Here is a 23746-nt window from a genome sequence, read left to right on the forward strand (position 1 = left end):
GGCCTCCTGTTATGCGTGAGCGGTTCCTAGACAGCTCCACTCTCGCAACGGGAGGCCTTCACCCGTCAACAGATCACGCGCGATTCACGCAACAACGTCCCTGGACATCACAACTAGTCCGCGCAAGCGACAGCAGGGTCCTGCGCGCGAGGGAGTTAGTGGTGCGCTCCCCGCCGAGAACCCTGCCGCCGAATCTGGCCGCCGGATCGGATCGATAGGTCCAGACCGGCGATATCCGTTACGCGGGATCGCCCGCCATCGCCTCGCCCGTCTCCAGTAGCGACTTGAGATCGGACAGTGCCCACGGCCAGCCACCGCCACCGCTTGCCGGCTCGGACCCGCCGGCGAACTCGGCACCGAGTTCAGGGGCATCGGATAGATCGTGGGTGAGCACGACCTTGGTGACATCGTCGGGGTAGGCCGTGATTTCCCACGTCACCTGGGTTGCAGGCTTGTCCTGATGCCAGGCCGGCTGCCATTGGAGCACTAGTTTGCGGGGCGGATCGACCTCGACGACCGTGCCACTGACGGCGACATCGCCCAAACCCATCTCCCGCATGGCCGGCGTCGTCAGATGTTTAAACTCAGCGCCCGCGCTCAGGCCATAGTCGACGGCGCCGCCGTATCCCCAGCGTGTCGTGTATTGCGATTGAGTGATTGCATCCCACACCTTCTGGGCGGGCGCATGGATGTACACGGTATAAATCTGCACGTTGTTTTCGGTCATGACTGATCCTTCGGTTGCGTGTCGCTCTCGACGTGTCGTTTGAGATCGAGCAGCACCGACGCGATGCCGGCGCGCTCGGTGTACTTACCGATCCAGCGCTCATGAATCTGCTGAATCGGTACCGCGTTGAGGAAGTGCAGCTTGTTTCGCCCTTCCTTACGCACCGTCACGAGATTGGCCTGCTCGAGCAGCTTGAGGTGTTTGGCTACCCCGAACCGGGTCATCTCGACCTGCGCGTTGACAACGGCCTCAAGTTCGCCGAGCGTGCGGCCGTCACGCTCGAACAAAGCATCCATCAGCAGCCGGCGGATCGGATCCGCGAGCGCCTTGAATACCTGGTCGTCATCCACACTTTGAGAATAGGTGACCATTTGGTCACCTGTCAATCGGTGGGTTCGTGCCCGCCGATGCGTCAGATCGCATACGGCCACACCACGAGCATGAAGGCGCCGAACCAACCGGTCGCGACCGCGAGTCCGACAACAGACGCGGCGCGGGTCGGTCGTTCGAGCCGCGCCAGCCACACCGCAGGTACCAGCAGCAGCGGAAACATCGGCACCAGGAATCGCAACTTAGAGGCGACGAAACCGTCCGAGCCGACGGCAAGCACGACGAGCACCGCGGCGTACGCCGCCACCGGCCACCACTGCGATCCGCAGCCCTCACGCCAGGCGCGCCGTACTAGGAGGACGAGCAGCGCCACGGCGATCACCATCGCAGCGAACGACGCGCTGTAGACGAGTCGCGTCATAGCCTCGAAGCGTCCGGAGAACGTCAGCATCCGCCATCCGTCCTGCAGCATGGCGGCACCGAAGTCGAACTTCGAACCCCAGAAAAATTCCTGGGTTGCGAACCACGCGTCGAGGCGCCCACCCACGATCGCGACGTACAACCACCACGCCGGTACGCCCAGCAACCCGAGTGCAGCACCAACGATCGGACGCCAGGTCGGCGCCGCCGCATCCGGACGAACGTCTTCACCGGCAGCAGGATCCGACGCGTCGGTCTGCGGGGCCGCATCCTGCAGGCGGCGTCGCCGCGCAGTTGCGATCGCGAGAACGGCGGCTACTGCCAGCGCCGCACCCACGGCAAACCCGGTTGATCGCGTGAGGCCCGACAAGAACGCGAGCGTGCCGGCCCACAGCCACCATCCACGTCGCGCAAACCACAGCGAGAACGTCGCGAATGCGACGAACAACGCCTCGGAGTACGCCATGGTCAACACGATGGTCATCGGGCCCGCCGCCCACAGCGCGGCGACGAACCAGGCGGCACGCGGCGGTACGAGATCGCGCGCCACGGCGTATACCCCAACCACGGCGACGAGTCCAGCGAGGGCGCTGATCAGCAGTCCGGCGGCCAGCGGAGACATCCCGAGCAGACCGACAGTGCGCATCAGCATCGGATAAGCCGGCGGGAACGCCAACGGAGCGGACGAATCGTCGCGCACGCTGAGCAGCGTCAGTTCGTCCGGGTAACCGTCGGTGGCGATCCGGACGTACCAGCCGCCGTCCCATGCACCAAGTCTGTCCAGCAAGGTTGTCGGCTCGGCCGGCGCCATCGGATCGGCCGGCTCCACGCCGATGCCCTGCTGCACGAACCAGAGATGTAGCAGGCGGATCGCGGCGTACGCCGCCAGTAGCCCTGCCACCGGGCGCCATTCGGATCGCCACCGCCGCAGCGGTATGACACTCGATGCGCCCTGATCATTCACCCGAGTCATCGTATGGCCTGCCACCGGCACCCACGCACCCGCCGACGCCGCCCGGCAGAGCGCGCGCCAAGACCCTCCGACCGAGCGCTTGCTCGGTCGGGCCGGGCCGTATCGTGGAGCGGCACACGACGTACGACAATCTTGCCCATGAGGGCACCTGCCGCCGAAGATCTACGGCGGTTGACGAAGGAGACACGAATGGACTTCGGTCATTCAGCAAAGGCCCAGGACTACCAGGCGCGGATGTGGGACTTCATGGAGTCTCACGTCTTCCCTGCCGAGGAAACCTGGAACGAGTGGCGCGCCGCCGCCGGTCACGACAACCATGACCTGCCGCCGGTGATGAATGAACTCAAGGCCGAAGCTAAGAAGCGCGGCCTGTGGAACCTGTTCTTAAAGGAAGAGTCGGGGCTGTCGAACGTCGAGTACGCCTCGATCGCCGAGATTACCGGCTGGATCCCGGAGATTGCACCGGAAGCGATCAACTGCTCCGCGCCCGACACCGGCAACATGGAGACGCTGCACCTGTTCGGCAACGAGGAGCAGAAGCAGGAGTGGCTGCGGCCGCTGCTGGACGGAGAAATCCGCTCGGCGTTCGCGATGACCGAGCCCCGCGTCGCCTCCTCGGACGCCACCAACATCGAGACCCGGATCGAGTCGGACGGCGATGACTACGTCATCAACGGTCGCAAGTGGTGGATCTCTGGCACCGCTGATCCGCGATGCAAGCTGTTCATCGTGATGGGTAAGACCGACCCGGGCGCAGCGGCGCACCAGCAGCAGTCGATGGTTCTCGTGCCCCGCGAAACCCCCGGCGTCGAGGTCATCCGGCATCTGCCGGTGTTCGGCTACCAAGACCAGCACGGCCACTCGGAGATTCAGTTCACCGACGTCCGGGTTCCCAAGAAAAACATCCTGCTCGGCGAAGGTCAGGGCTTCATGATCTCGCAGGGTCGCCTCGGGCCGGGACGAATCCACCACTGCATGCGCCTGATCGGCATGGGCGAGCGCGCGATCAAACTGATGGTCGAACGCGCCGCGTCCCGTCACGCATTCGGCGGACCGATCATCGACCAGGGCGTCGTCCGCGATCAGATCGCGCGTTCGCGCGTCGAGTTGGAGCAGGCTCGCCTGCTCGTGCAGAAGGCCGCGTGGCTCATCGACTCGACCGGATCGGCCAAGGGCGCTCAGATTGAGATCGCCGCGATCAAGGCGAGCACGCCGAATGTCGTTGCCGGAATCATCGACCGCGCGATGCAGGTGCACGGCGCCGCAGGCGTATCTGACGACTTCCCGCTGGCGAACATGTACTCGCAGGCTCGCTGGCTGCGGTTCGCTGATGGCCCGGACGAGGTGCATTACCGCACGGTCGCCCGCAAGGAGATCCAGCGTCACGCCTCGAAGTAGTACGGCCTCACGCTTCGGGTATCGCCAAAACCTGCGGGGCAGTGCGTAACGCTCTTCGATGATTAGCGTTACGCACTGCCCCGCAGATTGGGTTTCGCGGTAGGTTATGCGACCTCGAACAGGCCGGCCGCGCCCATGCCACCACCGATGCACATCGTGACCACGACGTACTTCGATCCGCGGCGCTGACCCTCCAGCAGCGCGTGGCCCACGAGGCGAGCGCCAGTCATGCCGTACGGGTGACCGACCGAAATACCGCCGCCATTCACGTTGTACTTCTCCGGATCAATGCCCAGGTGATCACGGCAGTACACGGCCTGCGAAGCGAAGGCCTCATTGAGTTCCCAGAGGTCGATGTCGTCGACAGTCAGGCCGTTCTTCTGCAGCAACTTCGGGATCGCGAAGACCGGGCCGATGCCCATCTCCTCGGGGCCACAACCGGCAACGGCCATGCCGCGGTAGATACCGAGCGGAGTCGCGCCGCGCTGCTCAGCCGTCTTGGCTTCCATCAGCACGACGGCGGCAGCGCCATCGGACAACTGCGAGGCGTTGCCCGCGGTGATGGTCGAGTGCTTGGTGACCTGCCCGTCCGGCAGCACCGGCTTGAGGCCCTGCAGGCTTTCCAGCGTGGTCGAGGGACGGTTGCCCTCGTCGAGTTCGAGGGTTACTTCCTCGTACGTCGTATCGCCGGTCTCCTTGTTGACGATCGCCTTCTGCGCGGTGAACGGGACAATCTCGTGCTCGTACAGTCCGGCCTGCTGGGCCGCGGCAACGCGCTGCTGGGACGACAACGCGTACTCGTCCTGCTGTTCGCGAGTGACGTTGTAGCGCTCGGCGACGATCTCCGCCGTGTGCAGCATCGGCATGTAGGTCTCGGGCAGGTTCTCCACCAGCCACGGGTCCTGGGTGCGGTACTTGTTCTGGTGCTCGTTCTGTACCAGGGAGATCGACTCGATGCCGCCACCGAGAGTGATGTCCATACCGTCACTAATGATCTGCTTCGCCGCGGTCGCGATCGACATCAGACCTGAGGAGCACTGGCGATCGATCGTCATCGCCGGGACGGTGACCGGCAGGCCGGCGCGCAGCGCTCCCTGGCGTCCGACGTTCAGACCGGTCGAACCCTGCTGCATCGCACAGCCGAACACGACGTCCTCGATCTCGCCCGGCTCGACGCCCGCGCGCTCGACGGCGTGCTTGATCGCGTGCGCTGCTAGGTGCTGGCCCTGAGTGTCGTTGAGGGCGCCGCGGTAGGCCTTACCGATCGGCGTACGAGCGGTCGAGACGATGACTGCTTCTCTCATGTTTCCTTCTCTCCGAGGTTCTGGTCTTTGTCCGACTGCGGCATCGCAGTGTGAACGCGAACACGCACAACATACAGTCCGCTTTACACGAACGTCGCCTCCACGGGCGACGCGCACGGCTAACAAGAGGATCATCGCCCAGCGGGCGCGCCCTGTCGAGTCGTTCACCGGTCCAACGCGGCGCCAGCGATTGCCCAGGGCATCAACTAGCGAACCAGCTCAACCCAGCCACCGGGCAGTTAGGCCAACAGTTCCGTTGCCCGGCCTAAGCGTGAATTACCGGTCGGTGAAGACAACCGTGCGATGATCATTGAGGAAGACACGCTTCTCGCTGTGCCACTTCACCGCCCGCGCGAGCACCTGGGTCTCCACATCTCTACCTACGTTCACCAGATCCGCTGGGGTCATCGTGTGCGAGGCGCGGGCGACGTCCTGCTCGATGATGGGGCCTTCGTCGAGGACGTCGGAGACGTAATGCGCCGTCGCGCCGATGATCTTCACCCCGCGCTCGTGCGCCTGGTGGTAGGGCTTGGCGCCCTTGAATGACGGCAGGAACGAATGGTGGATGTTGATCGCCCGACCTGCCAGGCGCGCGCAGGCATCCTCGGACAGGATCTGCATGTAACGGGCCAAGACGACGAGATCGATGTTGTGCTGCTCGAGGAGGCCGAACAATCGGGCTTCCGCCTCGGGCTTGGTTTCCTTATTGACCGGAACATGCTCGAAGGCGACCCCGTACGACTCGACCATGTCGCGCAGGTCCGGATGGTTCGAGACGACGACCGGGATATCGATACCGAGCGACCCGTGCATGCACCGGAACAGCAGGTCATTGAGGCAGTGCGCGAACTTGCTGACCAGTACGAGGGTCCGCGTCGGTTTGGTGGTGTCGGTGAGTTGCCAGTCCATCTCGTACGACGATGCGGTGGCGACGAAATCGGATCGCATGGCGTCCAGCGTCGGTGCCTGCCGCACGAACTCGACCACGATCCGGGCGAAGAACCGGCCGGTAAGCCGGTCGGAGTGTTGCTGCAGATCAAGGATGTTCGCGCCCTGCCCATAAAGGAAATCGGTGAGGGCGCGCACGATACCGGGACGGTCATCGCAACGCAGGGTGAGGATGTACTCGGGGTTCTGCTCGGTCATCGATCTCCTTGTTTTGCCATTATGCTGACGATCCACGGCGAGTCCTCGCCCCAAGGGCCAAGTTGCCAGTCGCTGAATCGATGCACTTCGCGAAGGCCCAGTTCGCGCTGATGGCGCTCCAGGTCAGCGACTGCGTACTCTCGGTCGGTTCGGAATCCGAGCACGAGACGACCGCCCTCGGCCAGCACGGTGGCGAGAGTGGCCAGCACCTCGCGTTCAGTGCCCTCAGCCAGACACGGCATCACATTACCGGCGAGGACGACGATGTCGACGAGCGCCGGCAGCCCGGCAGCGATGAGAGATGCGGAATCAACCTCGAGCAGGTCGCGGACCTCGTACTGAGCATCCGGGAAGTACTGCCGAGCGACCTCGATGAGCCGGGGACTGCGGTCAACACCCAGCACGCGATGACCGGCGGCGGTGAGCGCGGCGGCTGTCCGGCCGGTTCCGCAACCGCCGTCGAGAATTACCGATGAGCGGTCCGCGATCGCGTCGATGAACCTGGCTTCCCCGGCGACGTCATCGCTGGCGTCGTACTTCGCCGCGAATTTGGCGACGTACTCCTCCAGGCGTTCCCCTGGCGGGCGGGTGATGTCGAAGCGGCTTCGCGGACTGGGCACATCGCGATTCTCCCAAGCGCAGAAAGTCACGGCTCACCCCGGTCTGCGGCGGCGAACCGATCTGCACACGACCACTGGTGGGTCCGCAGGAGCGGCACCCGGGATGTCACGGGCGCCTGCCGTGTCGGGAACGGCCGACGGTCGACTACTCGGCCGCGACGCGGCCAATGAGCTCGCAGAAGTCGTCGACCAGTTCCGCCGCGAGCTCGTCCGTGCTCGCGGCAGCAACCTCACGCCCCGCCGACCCAGACACCGTCGTCAGGACCGTGACCAACGCATGGCCATTACGGCGCTCCTCAGCGCGGATCAGTCGCCCATTCTGGCGCACCCATTCAGCAGCGACCTGCCTGCGCATCGCGTTGAATCCCGGTGGCCCATCGCCCCCCAAGAAGAGGGCGGTCAAATCGCTGTCCCGCCGACACTGTTCCAGGTAGCCGCGCGCGCCGCGCACGAACAGCGTCACGGGGTCAGACTCGCCGCCCGCCCGCGCTCGCGCGACCTCAGCCGCCGCCGAACGCGACAGCCTCGCTTCATGTTCTTCGTACAACGCAATGAAGATGTCCGGCTTACCGCCGAAGTGGTGATACAGGCTGCCGACCGAGGCACCAGCGCGCTCCACGATCTTCGTGACCGACGCATCGATGTATCCGACGCCGACGAACACTTCGCGAGCAGCGTCCAGCAGTCCCGCTCGCATCGCCTCGGCGCGAGTACCCGTTCGGGGCTGATCTGGGTCGTCTTTGAGCGGCGTTCGAGGCACGCCGCGATCATACGCGCCCTACCGAACCCGATTCGGTTTCGGGGAGCTCTGGTCGCCTAAGCCTCGTTCAGGCCAACCACGGCTAATGCGTGGTGACCGTGCCGACAACGAGGCTGCGGACGAGTTGTACGGCGACCACGATCGCCGCGAGATCCACTGTGTCCATGCTCAGAATCGACGCCAGCATCTCCAATGCCTGACGCGACGACCGCGGCAACGAGTCCTGCCAGCCAGCCAGTTGCTCGGCGACGTCCGTGCCCGGATGTGCGAGGACCGCAGCGGTCAGTTCAGCGTGCGCTCCATTCAAGTCGTCCCGCAGCGCGCCACGCGCCATGGAGCGCCAGCGCGCGTCCCGCGGCAGGTGGATGATCAGCTCCAACAGCCGAGACAGCTGCAGTTCGTCGGCGATCAGGCAGTAGGCCGACGCGACCTTGGCGATCGGCTGATCGCCCGATCGGGCGAGGCCGATGATGTCCAGCGACGCGACCGACTTCGGCAACGCCGCAAACCGGCGGGCGGCCTCATCGGGCACGCCGTTCTCGGAGAGTTCGGCGGCACGCGCGGCGAAGGACTCCTGATCTACCCCCTTCAACGCTGCCGGCAGCACCTCACGGACCTGCGCAACCCCGTCGGCGTACGCCTCAACGGTCTGCACGACATCAACCGGTTGCGGCAAGTTGCGCAGCATCCACCTCGTGGAGCGCTCCACGAGTCGCTGCACGTCGTTTCGCAGCGAGGTTTGTACGGCGCTTGGCACGACGTTGTCCAATTCGGTAACAGCGTCGAAGAGCCCCGGTAGGTCGAAGATCCGATTCCCGGCCGTCTGCGCACGGAACACCGCGTCGGGCGCGGCACCGGTCTCCTCGATCATCCGCATTGGTCCGGTCGGCCCAGCATTGTTGATGATCCGGTTCGTGATGAGCGTGGCGATGATCTGTCGCCGCAGCGGGTGGCTACTCATCGCCGTCGGGTAGTCGGTATGCAGCGCCTCAGGGAAATAATTGGTCAGTAAGTGTTGGTAAGCGGGGTCCTCCGGCAAATCGCTGTCGAGCACCCAGCCCTCCAGCAGCAGTTTGGAGTACGCCAGGAGTACGGCGAGTTCGGGCGAGGTCAACCCGCGGCCCGCGCGATTGCGCTCCCGCAGCTGGCTGTCGGTCGGCAGCAACTCCAGGGCACGATTCAGCAGTCCACTTTCTTCCAGTTGTCCGATTAGTCGGCGATGCGCATCCGCTAACAGCAGGCTGTTCGCTTCCTCCACCTGCAGAGTCACGTTCTGGTCATAGTTGTCTTCCAAGACCATCGCGGCGATCTCATCGGTCATCGAGCGAAGTAGGTCGGCGCGTGCCGCAGGTTCTAGTTCGCCAGCCTCTATCGCCCTCGCCAACAAGATCTTGATGTTCACCTCGTGGTCGGACGTGTCTACGCCGGCGGAGTTGTCGATCGCGTCGGTGTTGATCTTGCCGCCTAGCCCGGGTTCGTCTGTTTCCGGACCGCCACCGGTTGCCTTGCCGTGCAACGCGTACTCGACGCGCCCAAGTTGAGTGCAACCGAGGTTGCCGCCCTCCCCGACGACTCGACACCGCAGGTCTCGGCCGTCTACGCGGATCGCGTCGTTCGCTCGATCGCCGACGTCCGCATTCGACTGCTGTGAGGATTTCACGTAGGTGCCGATGCCGCCGTTCCACAACAGGTCGACCGGCGCGAGAAGTACGGCGCGGATCAGTTCGTTAGGGGTGAGGTGCTCAACCGATGCCGCCAGCCCTAACGCGGTCCGGACCTCAGCAGTAATAGGAATCGACTTCGCCGTCCGCGGAAACACCCCGCCACCGGCACTGATCAGCGTTCTGTCGTAGTCGTCCCAGGAAGATCGCGGCAGCGCGAACAATCGCTCGCGTTCGGCGTACGACGCGGCAGCGTCCGGGTTGGGGTCAACGAAGATGTGCCGGTGATCGAAAGCCCCTACGAGCTTGATATGCCGCGAGAGCAGCATGCCATTGCCGAACACATCGCCCGACATGTCTCCGATGCCGACCGCGGTGAAGTCGGTCGTCTGGGTGTCGATACCGAGCTCTCGGAAGTGCCGCTTGACCGATTCCCAAGCCCCTCGGGCGGTGATGCCCATCGCCTTGTGGTCGTACCCGACAGATCCACCGGAGGCGAATGCGTCCCCGAGCCAGAAACCTGCCTCGATCGCCTCCGTATTGGCGAAATCGGAAAAACTCGCCGTTCCCTTATCGGCGGCCACGACCAGGTATGGATCATCGCCGTCGCGACGCACGACACCGGTCGGAGACACAACCGCACCGGACACCCGGTTGTCCGTGATTCGGAGCATGGCCCGGATGAACTCGCGATAGCACGCCACCCCCTCGGCCGACCATGCTTCGCGATCCACTTGCGGATCCGGCAATCTCTTGGCGAGGAATCCACCCTTGGCGCCAGTCGGCACGATGACGGTGTTCTTCACCATCTGAGCCTTCACGAGGCCAAGAATCTCGGTACGCATGTCCTCGCGGCGATCGGACCACCGCAAACCGCCGCGGGCTACCTCACCGAAGCGCAGGTGCACTCCCTCGAAGCGGGGTGAGTAGACCCAGATTTCCCGGTATGGTCTGGGTTCTGGCAAATCGGGAACACGTTTCGGATCAAGTTTCAGCGTGATCGCTTCGTGCGGGTGCGGTGCGCCCTGATAGAAGTCGGTGCGTAGCGTCGCATCGATTGCACCCATCAGCGCAGAGAGGATCCGGTCCTGCTCCAGGCTGGCGACTTCTGCTAGCTCCGCGGTGAGGTCGTCGCGCAATCGGGCGGCTTCTGCCGTTCGATTACCGGTATACGCCGGATCGAACAGCGCACTGAACAAGGCCACGGCGCGGCGGACGATCCGCGGATTGCCCACCAGCGCCTGCTCGACATACGTTCTGCTGTAGTTCAGCGCACCCATCCGCAGATATCTCACATAAGCGCGTAGCAGCGCGACCTGCCGCCACGTCAGGTCGGCGGCCGAAATCAGCGCGTTCAGTCCGTCACTGTCCGCGACCCCACTCCACGCCGCCGCGATGGTCTCGGTGAGACGGTCAGCGAGATCGTCGGCCAGCTCACCCTCCGCTGTTGCGGTCATCGCAAAGTCGTAGATCCACACTTGGTGGTGGTTGCCGTCGCCATCCAGAACGTCGAAGTCGAACGTGTCTTCGTCGCTGACTTCCATGCCCAGGTGCTGGAGAATCGGCAGCACCTCGGACAACAGCACCGGCCGGTCGATCGTGTAGATCTTCAACCGATAGGCATCGCGTTGTAGCTCGTCGGCACCGGAAACGTCGATGTGTCCAGTTTCTTGTCCGGGGAGGGCCAGCCGCAGCGCCATCCCGGCGCTCGCTGCCGGATCACCGACCGCGTCCACGGAGGATGCATCCACCTGCTCAATTCCGCGCAGTACGTCAATATCAGCGACTGCAGCGCTCGCGCCGTAGGCCGCTCGATACCCGGCCGGCATAGCATCGGCGAACCGTTCGATCGAGGCTTGCTCGCGCGGATCGAGGTCGCGGAGCACGTCGGCGAGGTCGTCGTCCCAGGACCGCGACGCAGCCACGATCTGCGCCTGCAACTCTGCGACAGCCTCTGGCGTAAGCGTGTCGGCCGCAGCGCCATCCGGTACCCGGATCACGAATTCGAGCCGGGCAAGTGGTCCCTCGCCTGCCCTGGTGGAGTAGTCGTAGGAGGTCCCGCCGAGAGTGGACATCAGGATCTCGGTCATCCGCAGCCGCACCGGAGTCGAGTACCGGTCACGGGAGAGGAATACCAGCGCCGTGTAGTAGCGGCCGTAGTCGTCACGACGCAAGAACAGTCGCGTGAGCCGTCGCTCGGGTAGCCGCATGACTGCCAGCGCGAGCGCGAGGATTTCCTCAACTCCCGCTTGCAGTAGCTGGTCGCGCGGCAAACTCTCCAAGACGTCGCGGAGATCCTTGGCAACATGCGAACCGGCCGGAAATCCAGCTGCCTTCAGAACTTCGCGAACCTTCCGTCGGATCACCGGCACACCTTCGAGCCGTTGTCGGTATGCCGCAGAGGTCAGTAGTCCAAGGAAGCGACGTTCACCGACCACATCACCATTGGCGTTGAAGATCTTCACGCCGATGTAGTCCAGGTAGGCATTCCGGTGCACCGTCGAACGCGACGAAGCCTTGGTCAGGTTGAGTAGCCGCTTCTCACGGGCTTTTGCCGCAGCGGGCCCGGGCAATGGGCGCGGCGCCTGCGGTTCTGTCAAGCGCAACAAGCCCAAACCGGTGCCCTGCACTGGCTGCAACGCGTCGACCCCGTCAACTTTGCGCAGCCGGTACTCGCGGTACCCGAGGAACGTGAAATGGTTAGCCACCAGCCATTCGAGCAACTCGATGCCGTCCTCGACGTCCACTTCTGCGATTCCGTGAGGCGGCGACTCACGCAGTTCGTCGACGATGGCGCTGGCCCGATCAACCATTGGCTTCCAGTCGGCGACGGCGGCCTCCACGTCCGCCAGTACACTGCGCAGTGCCTCGGCGAGCTCATCGACGGCCGCCTCTGACTGTGGTCCGATCACGTCGACGTGGATCCAGGACTCGTCACCGCCTGCGGTTTCTCCTCGGCGAACGGCATCACCAAATCGGCCGGCGCGATCGCGAGTCACGTTCAACACGGGGTGAACGAGGAAGCGGACCGTGTAACCCCGGCGCAGAATCTCGGCGATGACTGAGTCGACGAGGAAGGGCTTGTCGTCGGTGACGATGTCTACCGACGCACGCGCCGCAGATGTGCTGCGCGCCGACACCTTGGTCTTCCCCGCAGCGCGTTCGGCACCAAAATCCAGATGAGTACGAGCGATAGCGGCTAGGTCATCAGCGGAGCGGACGATGAGGTCTTCGGCTATCGCATCGGCGTAGTAGGCACGCGCAAACGTCGCTGCGGCGTCCAGTTCAACACCATCGGGCAGCGCGTCGTGATCGGACTCGATCGCGCGAACAACGTCCTCGAGGAGCGCTATGACCTCAGCGTTATCGACAGTGGCAGTGGAATGGAAGGAGTGGTCGGTGCTCACCGGTCGGCCTCCGCAAGACGTCGCGTCATGGTCCCTACACCCCGGAGGGTAGTCACCAGTGGAGGTCGATGACCAGGTTCGTTGAATGAGCCCTCGACGAACGTGACAGGAACGGAGCCGGTCATCCACTCGGCCGGCGGCGTGAATGCCGGCGGGGCGCGGCGTTCAGAGCGCTCTCGCCAGCAATACCGCCATGCGGTTCCAGACGTGCGCCTAGTAAGTTACCGACGCTCGCCAACTCGCTGTCGCGTGATGACCACGGTCATCAACCACGGCAAGTATGGTTTGCGGGGTCGGATATCGCACGGATCGAGGACGAATGTTGCAGCGGTTGTCATCGAGAACAGTATTCGGGCTTCCGTTCTGGACCTTTATCGGGATCGTCGGTGTCCTGGTGAGTTTCTTAGGATCGGCGATCCTCAACGTCCTGATCATGCCGTGGAGCGGCACGGCCGACTCCAATGCCCATATGGACTACGTGTACCAAATTCACCACGGACACATTCCTGCGCCGTTCGGTTACGAATGGAACCACCCGGGGCTCCCGGAAGCCAGCACGCGCACCGAGCGGCAGTGGGCATCAGCCCACCCGCCGTTGTTCTATTACCTCGCCTCGTTGGTTTCCGGGCCCTTCATGGATGATGGCGAATGGGTCAAAGCCATCGTCGCGACTCGGCTGCTCAACGCACTCTTTGGCGGCTTGGTCGTCGTGGCTCTCGCATGGGCGGGCTGGCAGCTCGGCGGTTCGCGGCGCGCCATCCTCGCAGTCGCTGCCCCTGCGATCGGCGCGCTGGTCGGCGGTATGAACCGCTTTACCGGCAATGAGTACAACGACACCTTGGTATCGCTGTTCGCCATCGTCAGCTTGACCCTGGCGGCGATTATCCTGCGCGACGGTCCAACACCACGACGTCTCATCCTCCTGCTTCCCCTCGCCGCAGGCGGAATGGCCTCGAAAGCCACCTACGCGTTCGCGTTGATCCTCGTTCTGATCGCCGTCGTCGTTGCGTTCTTCCTGCATCGTCGACCCGACCCCAACGCCGAACCACGCTCGATCGCGCGAACCGGGCTCCTCGGCGTTGGATGGTGCGCTGCCATACTCGCGTTCGTCGCAGCCACCATCGGCTGGTTCTACCTGCACAACCATCAGTTGAGCGGCTCCTGGTTCCGATCCACCCCCAAAGGAGCACTCCAGAACCGCCCACGACAAACGATGATGGACGTCCTCACCAACGAGAAGTACTACAAGGTCGTTCCTGAAGGACTACTCGGGCGGGAGAGTTGGAACGGTGTCTGGCCGCACAACCTACAACTCTCCATGGCGATCGCAATTACGTGCGTACTGCTGCTCCTCGCGCGGCTGGTCACCCGTGGCCGGTGGCGCGGCCTGCTCGCGATCACACCGCAGAACGCCATTTGGCTCATGTTATTGGCGCACCTTGTCGGTCATTACGTCGCACAACTGCAACAGGCCACCGGTTGGGGCGCGATCAACTATCGCTACTTCCAGCCTGCGACATTGACCATCACGCTCATACTGGCATTCGGCGTCACGGCGTGGCGCCGACTCGGCCCACTTCTCGTGACGATCCTTACCGCGATATTCGCCGCGGGCATGTTGCTGAGCTTCGCTGCCTACCTCGCGCGCGCCTACCCTGACCTGGGTGCCGCCGACAGCATCTGGACGGGTCTGTCGAATGCGCTAACGCAGAATGAGCTCCCAGAAGTCCTCGCCCCGATCGCGGTTAGTCTGCTCTTCCTCGGGGTCGTCATCACGGCTGGATCCCTGTTCGCCGGCCAACTGTTCAGCGCAAACTTCCTGAACGCACCCGCGGTCGAAACCGGTCCGGAAGATGCCGTGAATCCGTCGAACGTCGCTGCCGCCAAGGAACGCGCCAGCGTTCAACACGACGATGTCGAAGCAAATGACGCGCGAGGGAACGGCACTACGCAGTCAATGCGCGACGATGGATAAAGGCTGCTCGGGCGGCCTTATACGGCCGACACATCAATAGCGCATCGAGCCGAACGACGCGCTAACCGACCGTCCAGGAACCAGACAGGACAATGAGGCCTGGCTCCGTCACCGCATGCGCGGAACGCACGCGAATGTCAAACGCTTGGTCCAGGTAGTCGTACGTGTGTCCCTTATCCACGATCGCCGTAGAGATCGCATAATTCCCCGGTTGCATTGGCACCGCGTCCATCCGGAAGGAAACGAATCCGGCGCCGGCTGCCACGGAAATCGCACCCTCGTAGCCCGAATTCGGGCCCGCGAGCGACGCCCCGGATTCGTGCAAGAGCCCGAGGCCGAAGGTGAGGTTCTCCAACGGTTCCTCGGCCTTGAAGTTGATCCGGAGTTCGCACGGCTCACCGGTCTTGATGAACGGGCATATCTCGCCATTCGCGTCACGAGTTTCGAAGGAGGTCACCCGAATCTCGCCGGACCCGCGACGATGCGAGCCCATGTCCTGGAGACCCTCGGTATCTGCGCCGGTCGCATCTTGTTCCTCGAGCGCGGCCGTCTCGCGTTCGTTGACGACCCCGAGGTACTTGTCGATGAGTTCGCGCGCAGGACCCACGCCCATCAGGCGACCCTTGTCTAGCCAAGCGACCTCGTCACAGAGGTCTGCGACGATGCCGAGGCTATGCGAGACGACGACGATGGTCACGCCGCGCTGGCGCAGCTTATACAGGTGTTCAAAACACTTGCGTTGGAATTCCTCATCACCGACCGCGATGACCTCATCGATGATGAGGATCTCCGGATCGAGGTTCACGGCAATCGCAAATCCGAGCCGGACGTACATTCCGGATGAGTAGACCTTCACCGGGGTATCGATGAACTCGCGCAAGCTCGAGAAGTCAATGATCGACTCGATCGCGGCATCGATCTGCTTACGGTTCATCCCGAGGATCGAGCCGTTGAGGTAGATGTTCTCTCGGCCGGTGAGTTCGGGATGGAATCCCGCCCCCAACTCGAGCATCGCGGAGATTCGGCCGTGACTGACGATCGACCCAGTCGTGGTGCGGTGAATACCGGCAATCAACTTCAACAACGTCGACTTACCGGAGCCGTTGTGCCCGATTAACCCGAATGTCTTGCCGCGAGGGATGGTAAACGAGACGTCGTGCAGGGCCCAAAACACGTCACCGCTGCTGGTACGCCGCCGCGATGTGAAGATTTCCTTCAGATTGGTCTTGCGATCGGCGAAGACTCGGAACTTCTTCGACACATCATTTACTTCAATTGCCGCGCCCAGATCTTGCTCGGGCTCCTCCCGAGTGAAATCCAGGTCGGTCTCGACGTCCCGGTCAGTAGTCATCACAGATCCTCGCTGATGTCTGCGGAGCGGCGCTGGAAGTAGGTCCAGCCGACGAATAGGACGGTGCAACTGACCACAACCATATAAATCATATGGTCAAGGTCCGGCATCCGCAGATCCCACACGACGTTCCGAAATGCTTCCACGAAGACGGTGATCGGGTTGTAATCGTATGCGCGGAGCCATGGATGGGCGGCGTACTGCCCGTGCACCAGTTCGACCGGATAAATGATCGGCGCACTGTAGAAGAGCAGCCCGAAAAGGACGCCCGCAATATGTGTCATATCGCGAAAGCGCGCGTTGATGGTCGCGAGTATCAGACCGACCCCTACTGAGAACGCTAGCCACAGCGCCAGCAGCACAGGCAGCAGGAGCCACGACCATCCGACGTTCATCACGATCAGCAAGATCGCGAGCAAGAGGCCAAACTCGATCGCCGTCTGGTTGAGGACGGCAAGCGCCGAACCCAGCACCGGCGCAAAGGGCGGGAAGTAGATCTTTCGCAGGAGCGGGCCCGCGGACAATAGCGCGCCCATGGAGCCCAGCGCGACACTGTTGAACAGGTTCCAGACCGCCAGGGCTGCGAACAGGTAAATCGGGAAACTCTGTAGCGTGCCGTTGCCGGCAACGCGCGGCTCAAACTTCATGATGAAGCCGAAGACGATGCTGTACGTGAGGAGGGTCGCGAGCGGGCTGATCAACGACCAAGCCGATCCCAGCAGACTTCCCTTGTATCGGCCCTTGAGCTCACGTGACGCGAAGTTGCCGATGAGCCCGCGGTACTGCCACACCTGCGCGAATCCGTTGGACCTACCACTCATGGCGCGCTTCACCTCATTCCTGTCCGCTTGAGTCGCGGATCAATGTCGACTGCTCATCGTACGAACTGCGCACGCGCACGAACCCGTTTCGTGCTGTCTAACTCAGCACAACGTCACGCAGAGCCAACAAGTAACTACGCCCGTACCGGCTACTCGGCTCCAACACCGCGGCCTCTGCCCACTCGTTCCACGCGTTGATGAAGATGACGCGCTCGTCGTGCGGACGGGTCACCACGGCTTCGGCCAGCGCACAAACCCACCTGCGGAACAGATACGGATTCGACCCCCACCACAGATCGGGAGCCCACTGGCGCCGGGCAGTGTTGTCGAAAGTCACCATCGCGCCTGGGAAGTGATCGTGTCCCAGTGAGCCTCGTAGCCTCGCGATCGCGTCATCGACGACCTCCCGGTAGCCGAGGATGTTGCCGCGGAACTTCGGGTGCACCTTCAGCGGATGCCGATCGATGTGCGCGTAGGTCATATTGTGCGGCGGGAAGTCCAGCGAACCGTCGAGACCGTGGTCGGCGTTCGTTCCGCTGAGGCCGTCGAATCGAGATCCGACATCGACCGCGAGAATCTTCAATTCGCCGAGGCCCAGCTCTCTGGCGCGACTCCGCCAGTTCGCGACGACGTCACCGAAGTTTGCCATCTGCGCGGGACGGTAGACCGCGAGCACCTTCTTGCCGCTGATCGTGAGGTAACGGTCGTCGGCGAGAAACTCGGCGACGTCATCGATGAAGTTCTCGGCTGGCACATGCTCATAGTCCTGGGCGATCAGGACGTGCTCATCAGCGCCGTCCCACCGACGAGTCCAGTTCTCATTGGCCCACATCAGACAGAACGGGAAGTTCAGGTCACTGGCCAGCATCTGTTCGATCGGCTGACTCATCAAGCGCTTACCGGCGAACCAGTAGTAGTAGTACATAAAGCCCTCGACGCCAGCGAACTTCGCGAGGTTAGCCTGATCGACGCGGGCTTGCGATGTACGCAGGTCGTAATAACCGAGGTCAGTCGGCACCATGGGCTGATAATGACCGTGGTAAACCGGCTGCGCGGAGGCGACGTTCAACCACTCGGTAAACCCGGTTCCCCACCAGCGGTTGTTCTCCTCGAACGGATGGAACTGTGGCAGATAGAACGGCACAGCCCTAACCCGATGCGGGATCTCTCGGCCGTCGAATCGACGCCATGCCGATGGGTCCGCTGATGCGGGAACAGCCTTGCGCTCTTCTGTCGATAACGCTGCTTGTTCGGTCAGAACGCCGATCAGACGTTCGATCGCGTGAGCAGTCGTGGCATTGTTCTGCCCCTTCTCTGGCTCGAAATCGACCTCAGATAGGCACAGCGCACGTAGTCCCTGCAAAACGAATCCGCGACACCAGTACATCGAGCCGGCCGCGAACCTAAGCGACTTCTGGTCGATATCCAACTGGACACGATTCGCCAGTTGCTGGGTTGCCCACTCGTTGTCGCCCCAGAACTCCGGGCCAAGCACGGATTCATTCGCGGTGACTACACCGAGCGACGGGGCAGATGCGAATCCGTTGAGGATCTCGCTCACATTCTCAGTGGTACCGAGCAGGTCGTCGTAGAAGGACCCCCGCCACTGTTCACCAGTGTTCGAGAAGCCCTCATGCGACTCCCGCCACTGACTCTTCTTCGTGTGGACCTTAAGAATAACTGGATACGGGTCGATCACGCCGCTGTTGATCAGCGCGATGGTCGGCCAGATGTCCCGTCCGCGGTTCAGAATCGGGTATTCCCGGTGGTTACGCAAATTTGCGATATCCGTCGGCACGTGAACCTTGGTGCCTGACGCGTTCGTGATGAGCAGATCGAAGGGAACCGGGATCGTCCGCAACTGCTCAAGCAGTTCGTCCACCAGATCCACGTAATATACGTGCATCACGACCGCGACCGACGCTGGATCCTCGATCGTTACACCGGGTTCCATGCGCCACTCATCAGGGAAACCGGTGAACCGGCCTGCCGTGCCCACATCGACCCAGTCATTGAAATTCGGTCGTTCATAAGGGGGCTCCGGCGGGACACCGTACCCCTCAGGAAGTTCCTTACCCAAGATCGCGTATAGGCGTTTACGCGGTGCGATCTTGCTGCGCACCTTCATCGCGCCCTTGATCAGTTCGATCTTGGCCTTGCCCGCGTGTCGTCGCACGCTCATCCACACACTTCCTTACAACCATTCGTCGAGCTGAATGCCCCACAAATTCTGGACGACATCTCGAAGCTGATCTCCATCGTGTGCCAACGAAGGATCCAGCAAGAGTTGGCGCTTGACGAACGGTACGCCGTTGGCGAGCAACTGCCGCCATCCTCCGATGGTGGGATTGACTACATCGCGGCTGAACCGCGACGCCGGCACGAATGCCTGTTTCGTGTAGCCGTGGACAGCCAGAAAGGACTCGAACCCGACCTCGTAGCGCTCAATCAGTTGTTGCTTCGTGGGCTCGATCCGGATTCCATTCCAGAAATTGCGCATCGGCTCTTCGGCCAAAGCACCGTATCGAGCGCCACGGAAGAACGACTGCAAGTGTGGGTTGAACTGTCGCGATTCGCACAAGCCCCAGAGGTCGGCCGTGGACTGCTCGAAGTGCGCGATGATTGGTTCCAGGCTGGCGAACGGGCCGACGAGCGAGTCGTTCACCACCAGGACGTAGGGCGCTGCCAGCCAGTCTGCGTGACGGCTCATACCCACCGCCCATGACCCGAAGTCGTAGCCCACGTTAGGTCGGCGAAGCGTGACGAGCCGGGATGTATCCACGTCGGCGCGAGAATGGTGTTGAAGCGGGCGCTTGTCCTCACACGTCGTGATGAGAACCGTGAGGTACCCAGCCTGCTGCAGTTGTGCGACAAGTTCGCTCGTAGAGCGCGCCTGCTGCGCGTCCGGTGACCATGAAGCGACGAACGCAACTCGTTCGGGGGCTGCATCGCGGTGGCAGTCCGTCTCGACTACGTAGTCGTCAAGCGGCACCTGTCGAGGACTGCGGCTCATTCGATCAATCATCGACGGTTGAAAGCCGACTTTGCTCGCGAGATCCATGAATCTCGCCCCCCGCGGAGTTGGCGTACGGTCTCGCGGGCGCTGTCCCGCTCCTGCGTAATTTCCTGAATCACGCGGTCCGATTCGAGGGCGAGGGGGCGAAGCCGCTCGATCTCGGCAGTCAGCAGTCGCAGATCTTCGTCGGCCGCGGATTTGCTCACCTGTTCGCGCAACTCCTCAAGCTCTTGGACGGCCGCGTCGCGCGTCGCGAGTAGTTCCGTGGTAGTCACGCTTGCGCCGCGGTCATGCATCAGGAACTCGGAGGTGCCGACCTGCTCGGCGAACGGTGCGAATCGTCGGTCTTTCTCGAAGACGACGATCGAATCGTGGAAGTGGATTCCATCGACTTCGTCAGTCCAGATCGGGTCCACACCGATGACGTCGTGATACCCGTGCATCGTGTCGACCTTTGCCTTCGCCCACTCGATGAAGGTGCCCGACTTGCCGTGCCCCCCGCCGTAACTCGGCCAGTAAGACGTATGACAGTCCTCAACGAGAAGAACGCCGCCCTCGTTCAACAACGGAAACAACGTCTCCGTGGTGGCGATCTGCTGTTCCATCGTGTGGCCCCCATCGTCCAAGACGATGTCGAACGGGCCGTAGTCATCGTGGAGCTTACGCAGGAACTCGGGATCCGACTGATCGCCGATCACGACGGTTCGGTCTGGACCGGCCGCAATCTTGGACGACGGGTCGATGTCGACGCCGGTGAGCACAAGACCCTCGCCGAAGTAGTTCTCCCACATGCTCATCGAACCGCCACGGAAGATTCCGATCTCGAGCATCTTCAAAGAACGCCCGCGGAACCGCTCGAAGTACCTGGAGTAAATGGGGAAGTAGTGCACCCACTTATCCAGGATCTGTGTCGTGCGCTGCGTCGCGAAATAGTCGAACAGAGCGTTACCGCGAAGGTCGTCCAGACCGTCACCGAGCCAGAAGGCCAGTCGATAGCACTCGTTAGACAGGAAATCGATCGATCCGCCTTGCCGGATGGCGTTGCCGAGCGCCCGTGCCTGCTGGCTGGGCTCCTCGGTCGAGGCGAACGCGTCCCACAGGCGCTGGCGTTCCTCATCGTCCAGTTGATCCGATGTCTGCAAGATGTTGCGGACTCGGTCCGGGTAGCCGGTGGCGATCGCGAGGAGCATCACGCCCAAATTATCGGAGTCGAGCACGACCACGTCCTTCACTCAGCGGGAACGAGGACCGATTCTATGGCATCTGGGTGGCCATCCCCCGCACGTCAGCAGGTAATTCCCAACACGGAAGGTGCGCTCCAGCGCTACACCGTCACCGTCCGACACCCCAACTTCGGGTTCGCACGTACGCCCTCGTTGTCAATGGCATACACGCAATACGAATGCGAACCAGCAGGCTGATTCGACAACGCCACCGAATACCCATGCACACCCGACACGCCATACGCCGCATTCACATCCGGACGCGACTTAGTCACCGGATGCCAACCCAAACTCTTCCCATCGCGATACACCGCCACACGACCCGGCGTACCCGGCGAATCAGGATCGATCGTCCAACCACTCACACTCACGGTCGCACCATCCGCCTTGGCCGCCTCGTACCGACCAATCGGCGCCTGCTTCCCCTGCACATCAGGAACCTTTACCGTCTTGCAGCCCAGTTTCGGGTTTGCGCGAACCCTCTCGTTGTCAATGGCATACACGCAATACGAATGCGAACCAGCAGGCTGATTCGACAACGCCACCGAATACCCATGCACACCCGACACGCCATACGCCGCATTCACATCCGGACGCGACTTAGTCACCGGATGCCAGCCCAAACTCTTCCCATCGCGATACACCGCGACGTGTCCGGGGGTGCCAGGCGAGTCGAGATCGATCATCCATCCCGATAACGTGACCGTCTCGCCCGCGACCTTGGCTGACTCGAACTGCCCGATGGACGTTTTCACCGGCGTGGAGGTACTGCCGAACCAGTCGTTGTACATCCGCCAGAAGTTGCGGTTGCCGTACGCCGAACAGCTGTTGCCCTCTCCGTACAAGTTGTCCAGGGCTGCCTTGTTCGGCTGGTACGGCGTGTAGTTGTAGAGGTTCGCGGTGGCCTGGTTCTCGATGTAGACCGACGAGGACCCGCAGCTCGCGTTCGGGTTGTACAGAATCGTGTTCTGCCGACCCGGGATGTAGCCGTACGAGGTCGGTGAGTTCGTGTAGTACTGGAACTGCAGCGCCATCCGGTAGACCTGGTTGAAGAATCCGTAGTACTGGCTGTCACACGGCGCCGTGTCGGGACACCCGTAGCCAGTGGCCGAGCGGTACTGAATCGAGTTCGGTGACGTCGTGGTGATCAGACTGGATTCCTTCTGAATCATCACCAAAATGACCTTGGGGCTGATTCCGCAGGCGTTCGCGACCCGGTGAATGATGGCGGCCGCGGACGAGGAGGACGTCGCTGCCATCGGCGAGCACAACCCATCCGAGGTCGAGCGGGTCGCGGTCGTGTAATTCTTCAGGCACGGCGCTTCGCCGTTGGTGCAGTTGGCGCCCTGGGTGTCCAGAAAACTCGCGATCTGCGCACGGGACATCGAGTCGCCGTCGTAGAACAAGTTGTCCTCGATAATCCGGCCGGCCTTCCAATCAGAACCGGTGACCGCCTCTGCCCTCTGCTCCGAGAGCGCGCTCAGCAATCCGAATGCGGTGAGCGCGGCGGCGAGGACTGCGATAATCCGGGGCAGTCGCGCGGGTCGGGCGCTTGTCATCGGAGGGTGCTGGGGTCGTATGTCGGGTTCGCCGCGGCGACTCCGCTACCAAGAATCACGAGTTCTCCACCTCATCGCGGGGCACCGTCCGTTGCGCACACGTTTGGCCGCGACGCGAACTCCGCCGTCGTTGGTAACGGCGGGATCACGGACCGCATCGCCGGCGAATTTATCAGGTTCGGCGCCCAAATCTCGGGACGCGCGACGGGCCGTGTTCGCTGTGCGTGGCCGGGTCGCGGTTAGCGTCGGCGGAGTCGACGAGTGGCGTCGGTGACCGCGCGGCGCAATTGCCTCGATCGGTCCGCTATCGCCCAACCGCTGACCCGCACCAATGACTCCGCCATCACATCGGCGCTCATCTTCGAGCGGCCGCGCTCGCGCTCCACGAAATCGATCGGCACCTCCACGACCCGCAACCCGGCGCGCACCGCTCGCCGGGTCAAGTCAGTCTGGAAGCAATAGCCATGAGACTCGACCTCCGCCAGACCGATCGCCCGCAACGCGTCTGCTCGGTAAGCGCGAAACCCGGCTGTTGCATCACGCAACCCGAGCCCCAGGACCAGCCGGATATACAGGTTGCTGCCGCGCGATAAATACTCGCGACCGCGCGGCCAGTTCGTCACCGAGCCGCCGGGGACCCAGCGCGAACCGATCACGACATCTGCGTCCGTCAACGCGTCCAGGATTCGACCCAGTTGCTCGGGCTGATGCGACCCATCGGCGTCCATCTCGACCACGACGTCGTACTCGCGGTCCAACGCCCATCTGAACCCGTCGAGATAAGCAGCGCCCAGACCGTCCTTGCACCGCCGATGCAGCGCGTGCACCGATGGATCCTGCTCAGCGATCTCGTCGACGATGCGCCCAGTCTTATCGGGCGAGCGATCGTCGACCACGAGAACATCGACGTCGGGCTGTGCCGCGCGGACACGCGCGACGATCTGCCCGATATTCTCCGCTTCGTTGTACGTCGGGATCACGACAATACAGCGGGCGGTACGACGGTAGACCATAAGTTCCTCAAGTACGCGGCAGGCCAACGGCCAGAACGACAA

At 62.7% G+C, this 23746-nt stretch carries 17 protein-coding genes; 2 read left to right on the plus strand and 15 right to left on the minus strand.

What is annotated here, in order from left to right:
* Positions 1 to 238: 238 nt before the first annotated feature.
* From E1H16_RS16945 to E1H16_RS16955, 3 genes are all read right to left on the minus strand, one after another.
* Positions 239 to 727 (minus strand): SRPBCC domain-containing protein, encoded by a 489-nt coding sequence (locus E1H16_RS16945; RefSeq protein WP_134325110.1) that lies wholly within the window; start codon positions 725 to 727, stop codon positions 239 to 241.
* A complete protein-coding gene (locus tag E1H16_RS16950) occupies positions 724 to 1077 on the minus strand; it encodes an ArsR/SmtB family transcription factor (RefSeq protein ID WP_243837885.1) in 354 nt (117 codons plus the stop codon). Before E1H16_RS16950 ends, E1H16_RS16945 begins: the two co-directional genes overlap by 4 nt.
* A 62-nt stretch (positions 1078 to 1139) precedes the next feature.
* Positions 1140 to 2441, minus strand: a complete 1302-nt coding sequence (locus E1H16_RS16955) for a glycosyltransferase family 39 protein (protein ID WP_166741820.1) — start codon at positions 2439 to 2441, stop codon at positions 1140 to 1142.
* A 147-nt stretch (positions 2442 to 2588) separates the two neighbouring features.
* Here E1H16_RS16955 and E1H16_RS16960 point away from each other — a divergent pair, with 147 nt between their 5' ends.
* Positions 2589 to 3848 carry an acyl-CoA dehydrogenase family protein gene (locus E1H16_RS16960; RefSeq protein ID WP_243837886.1) on the plus strand — a complete coding sequence of 420 codons (1260 nt, stop codon included), beginning with the start codon at positions 2589 to 2591 and terminating at the stop codon, positions 3846 to 3848.
* A gap of 104 nt (positions 3849 to 3952) precedes the next feature.
* Here E1H16_RS16960 and E1H16_RS16965 read toward each other — a convergent pair whose 3' ends face one another.
* From E1H16_RS16965 to E1H16_RS16985, 5 genes are all read right to left on the minus strand, one after another.
* Positions 3953 to 5152, minus strand: a complete 1200-nt coding sequence (locus E1H16_RS16965; RefSeq protein ID WP_134325113.1) for an acetyl-CoA C-acyltransferase — start codon at positions 5150 to 5152, stop codon at positions 3953 to 3955.
* Between the two features lie 276 nt (positions 5153 to 5428).
* Entirely contained in the window at positions 5429 to 6298 is an 870-nt protein-coding gene (gene purU, locus E1H16_RS16970; RefSeq protein ID WP_134325114.1) for a formyltetrahydrofolate deformylase, read from the minus strand.
* Positions 6295 to 6918, minus strand: a complete 624-nt coding sequence (locus E1H16_RS16975; RefSeq protein WP_166741821.1) for a class I SAM-dependent methyltransferase — start codon at positions 6916 to 6918, stop codon at positions 6295 to 6297. The genes purU and E1H16_RS16975 overlap by 4 nt, the downstream gene beginning before the upstream one ends.
* A gap of 145 nt (positions 6919 to 7063) precedes the next feature.
* A complete protein-coding gene (locus E1H16_RS16980) occupies positions 7064 to 7678 on the minus strand; it encodes a TetR/AcrR family transcriptional regulator (protein ID WP_208379126.1) in 615 nt (204 codons plus the stop codon).
* Between the two features lie 82 nt (positions 7679 to 7760).
* Entirely contained in the window at positions 7761 to 12746 is a 4986-nt protein-coding gene (locus tag E1H16_RS16985) for an NAD-glutamate dehydrogenase (RefSeq protein WP_134325116.1), read from the minus strand.
* Positions 12747 to 13065: 319 nt separating this feature from the next.
* Here E1H16_RS16985 and E1H16_RS16990 point away from each other — a divergent pair, with 319 nt between their 5' ends.
* A complete protein-coding gene (locus E1H16_RS16990; RefSeq protein ID WP_134325117.1) occupies positions 13066 to 14721 on the plus strand; it encodes an ArnT family glycosyltransferase in 1656 nt (551 codons plus the stop codon).
* 61 nt (positions 14722 to 14782) lie between these two features.
* Here E1H16_RS16990 and E1H16_RS16995 read toward each other — a convergent pair whose 3' ends face one another.
* From E1H16_RS16995 to E1H16_RS17025, 7 genes are all read right to left on the minus strand, one after another.
* On the minus strand, positions 14783 to 16072 hold the full coding sequence (locus tag E1H16_RS16995) for an ABC transporter ATP-binding protein (protein WP_134325118.1): 1290 nt from the start codon (positions 16070 to 16072) through the stop codon (positions 14783 to 14785).
* The gene (locus E1H16_RS17000) at positions 16072 to 16893 is read right to left on the minus strand and encodes an ABC transporter permease (RefSeq protein ID WP_134325119.1); all 822 of its coding nucleotides are present in this window, start codon (positions 16891 to 16893) and stop codon (positions 16072 to 16074) included. The genes E1H16_RS16995 and E1H16_RS17000 overlap by 1 nt, the downstream gene beginning before the upstream one ends.
* A 97-nt stretch (positions 16894 to 16990) precedes the next feature.
* Entirely contained in the window at positions 16991 to 19075 is a 2085-nt protein-coding gene (locus E1H16_RS17005) for a glycoside hydrolase family 99-like domain-containing protein (RefSeq protein ID WP_208379127.1), read from the minus strand.
* 12 nt (positions 19076 to 19087) lie between these two features.
* A complete protein-coding gene (locus E1H16_RS17010; protein ID WP_166741822.1) occupies positions 19088 to 19906 on the minus strand; it encodes a rhamnan synthesis F family protein in 819 nt (272 codons plus the stop codon).
* An 8-nt stretch (positions 19907 to 19914) separates the two neighbouring features.
* Positions 19915 to 21126 (minus strand): class I SAM-dependent methyltransferase, encoded by a 1212-nt coding sequence (locus E1H16_RS17015; RefSeq protein WP_134325121.1) that lies wholly within the window; start codon positions 21124 to 21126, stop codon positions 19915 to 19917.
* 107 nt (positions 21127 to 21233) lie between these two features.
* Positions 21234 to 22691, minus strand: coding sequence for a hypothetical protein (locus tag E1H16_RS17020; RefSeq protein WP_134325122.1), 1458 nt, complete (start codon positions 22689 to 22691; stop codon positions 21234 to 21236).
* Positions 22692 to 22930: 239 nt separating this feature from the next.
* Positions 22931 to 23746: a polyprenol monophosphomannose synthase gene (locus E1H16_RS17025; RefSeq protein ID WP_243837887.1), complete on the minus strand. Its 816-nt coding sequence runs from the start codon at positions 23744 to 23746 to the stop codon at positions 22931 to 22933.

This window comes from Cumulibacter soli, from assembly GCF_004382795.1.
In the GTDB taxonomy this organism is placed as follows: Bacteria; Actinomycetota; Actinomycetes; order Mycobacteriales; family Antricoccaceae; genus Cumulibacter; species Cumulibacter soli.

Excerpts from the sequence above, each read along its gene's own strand:
- E1H16_RS16945 (WP_134325110.1), bottom strand. The coding sequence starts at position 727 with ATGACCGAAAACAACGTGCAGATTTATACCGTGTACATCCATGCGCCC.
- E1H16_RS16960 (WP_243837886.1), top strand. The coding sequence starts at position 2,589 with ATGAGGGCACCTGCCGCCGAAGATCTACGGCGGTTGACGAAGGAGACA.
- E1H16_RS16965 (WP_134325113.1), bottom strand. The coding sequence starts at position 5,152 with ATGAGAGAAGCAGTCATCGTCTCGACCGCTCGTACGCCGATCGGTAAG.
- purU (WP_134325114.1), bottom strand. The coding sequence starts at position 6,298 with ATGACCGAGCAGAACCCCGAGTACATCCTCACCCTGCGTTGCGATGAC.
- E1H16_RS16990 (WP_134325117.1), top strand. The coding sequence starts at position 13,066 with ATGTTGCAGCGGTTGTCATCGAGAACAGTATTCGGGCTTCCGTTCTGG.
- E1H16_RS16995 (WP_134325118.1), bottom strand. The coding sequence starts at position 16,072 with ATGACTACTGACCGGGACGTCGAGACCGACCTGGATTTCACTCGGGAG.
- E1H16_RS17000 (WP_134325119.1), bottom strand. The coding sequence starts at position 16,893 with ATGAGTGGTAGGTCCAACGGATTCGCGCAGGTGTGGCAGTACCGCGGG.
- E1H16_RS17005 (WP_208379127.1), bottom strand. The coding sequence starts at position 19,075 with ATGAGCGTGCGACGACACGCGGGCAAGGCCAAGATCGAACTGATCAAG.
- E1H16_RS17010 (WP_166741822.1), bottom strand. The coding sequence starts at position 19,906 with ATGAGCCGCAGTCCTCGACAGGTGCCGCTTGACGACTACGTAGTCGAG.
- E1H16_RS17020 (WP_134325122.1), bottom strand. The coding sequence starts at position 22,691 with ATGACAAGCGCCCGACCCGCGCGACTGCCCCGGATTATCGCAGTCCTC.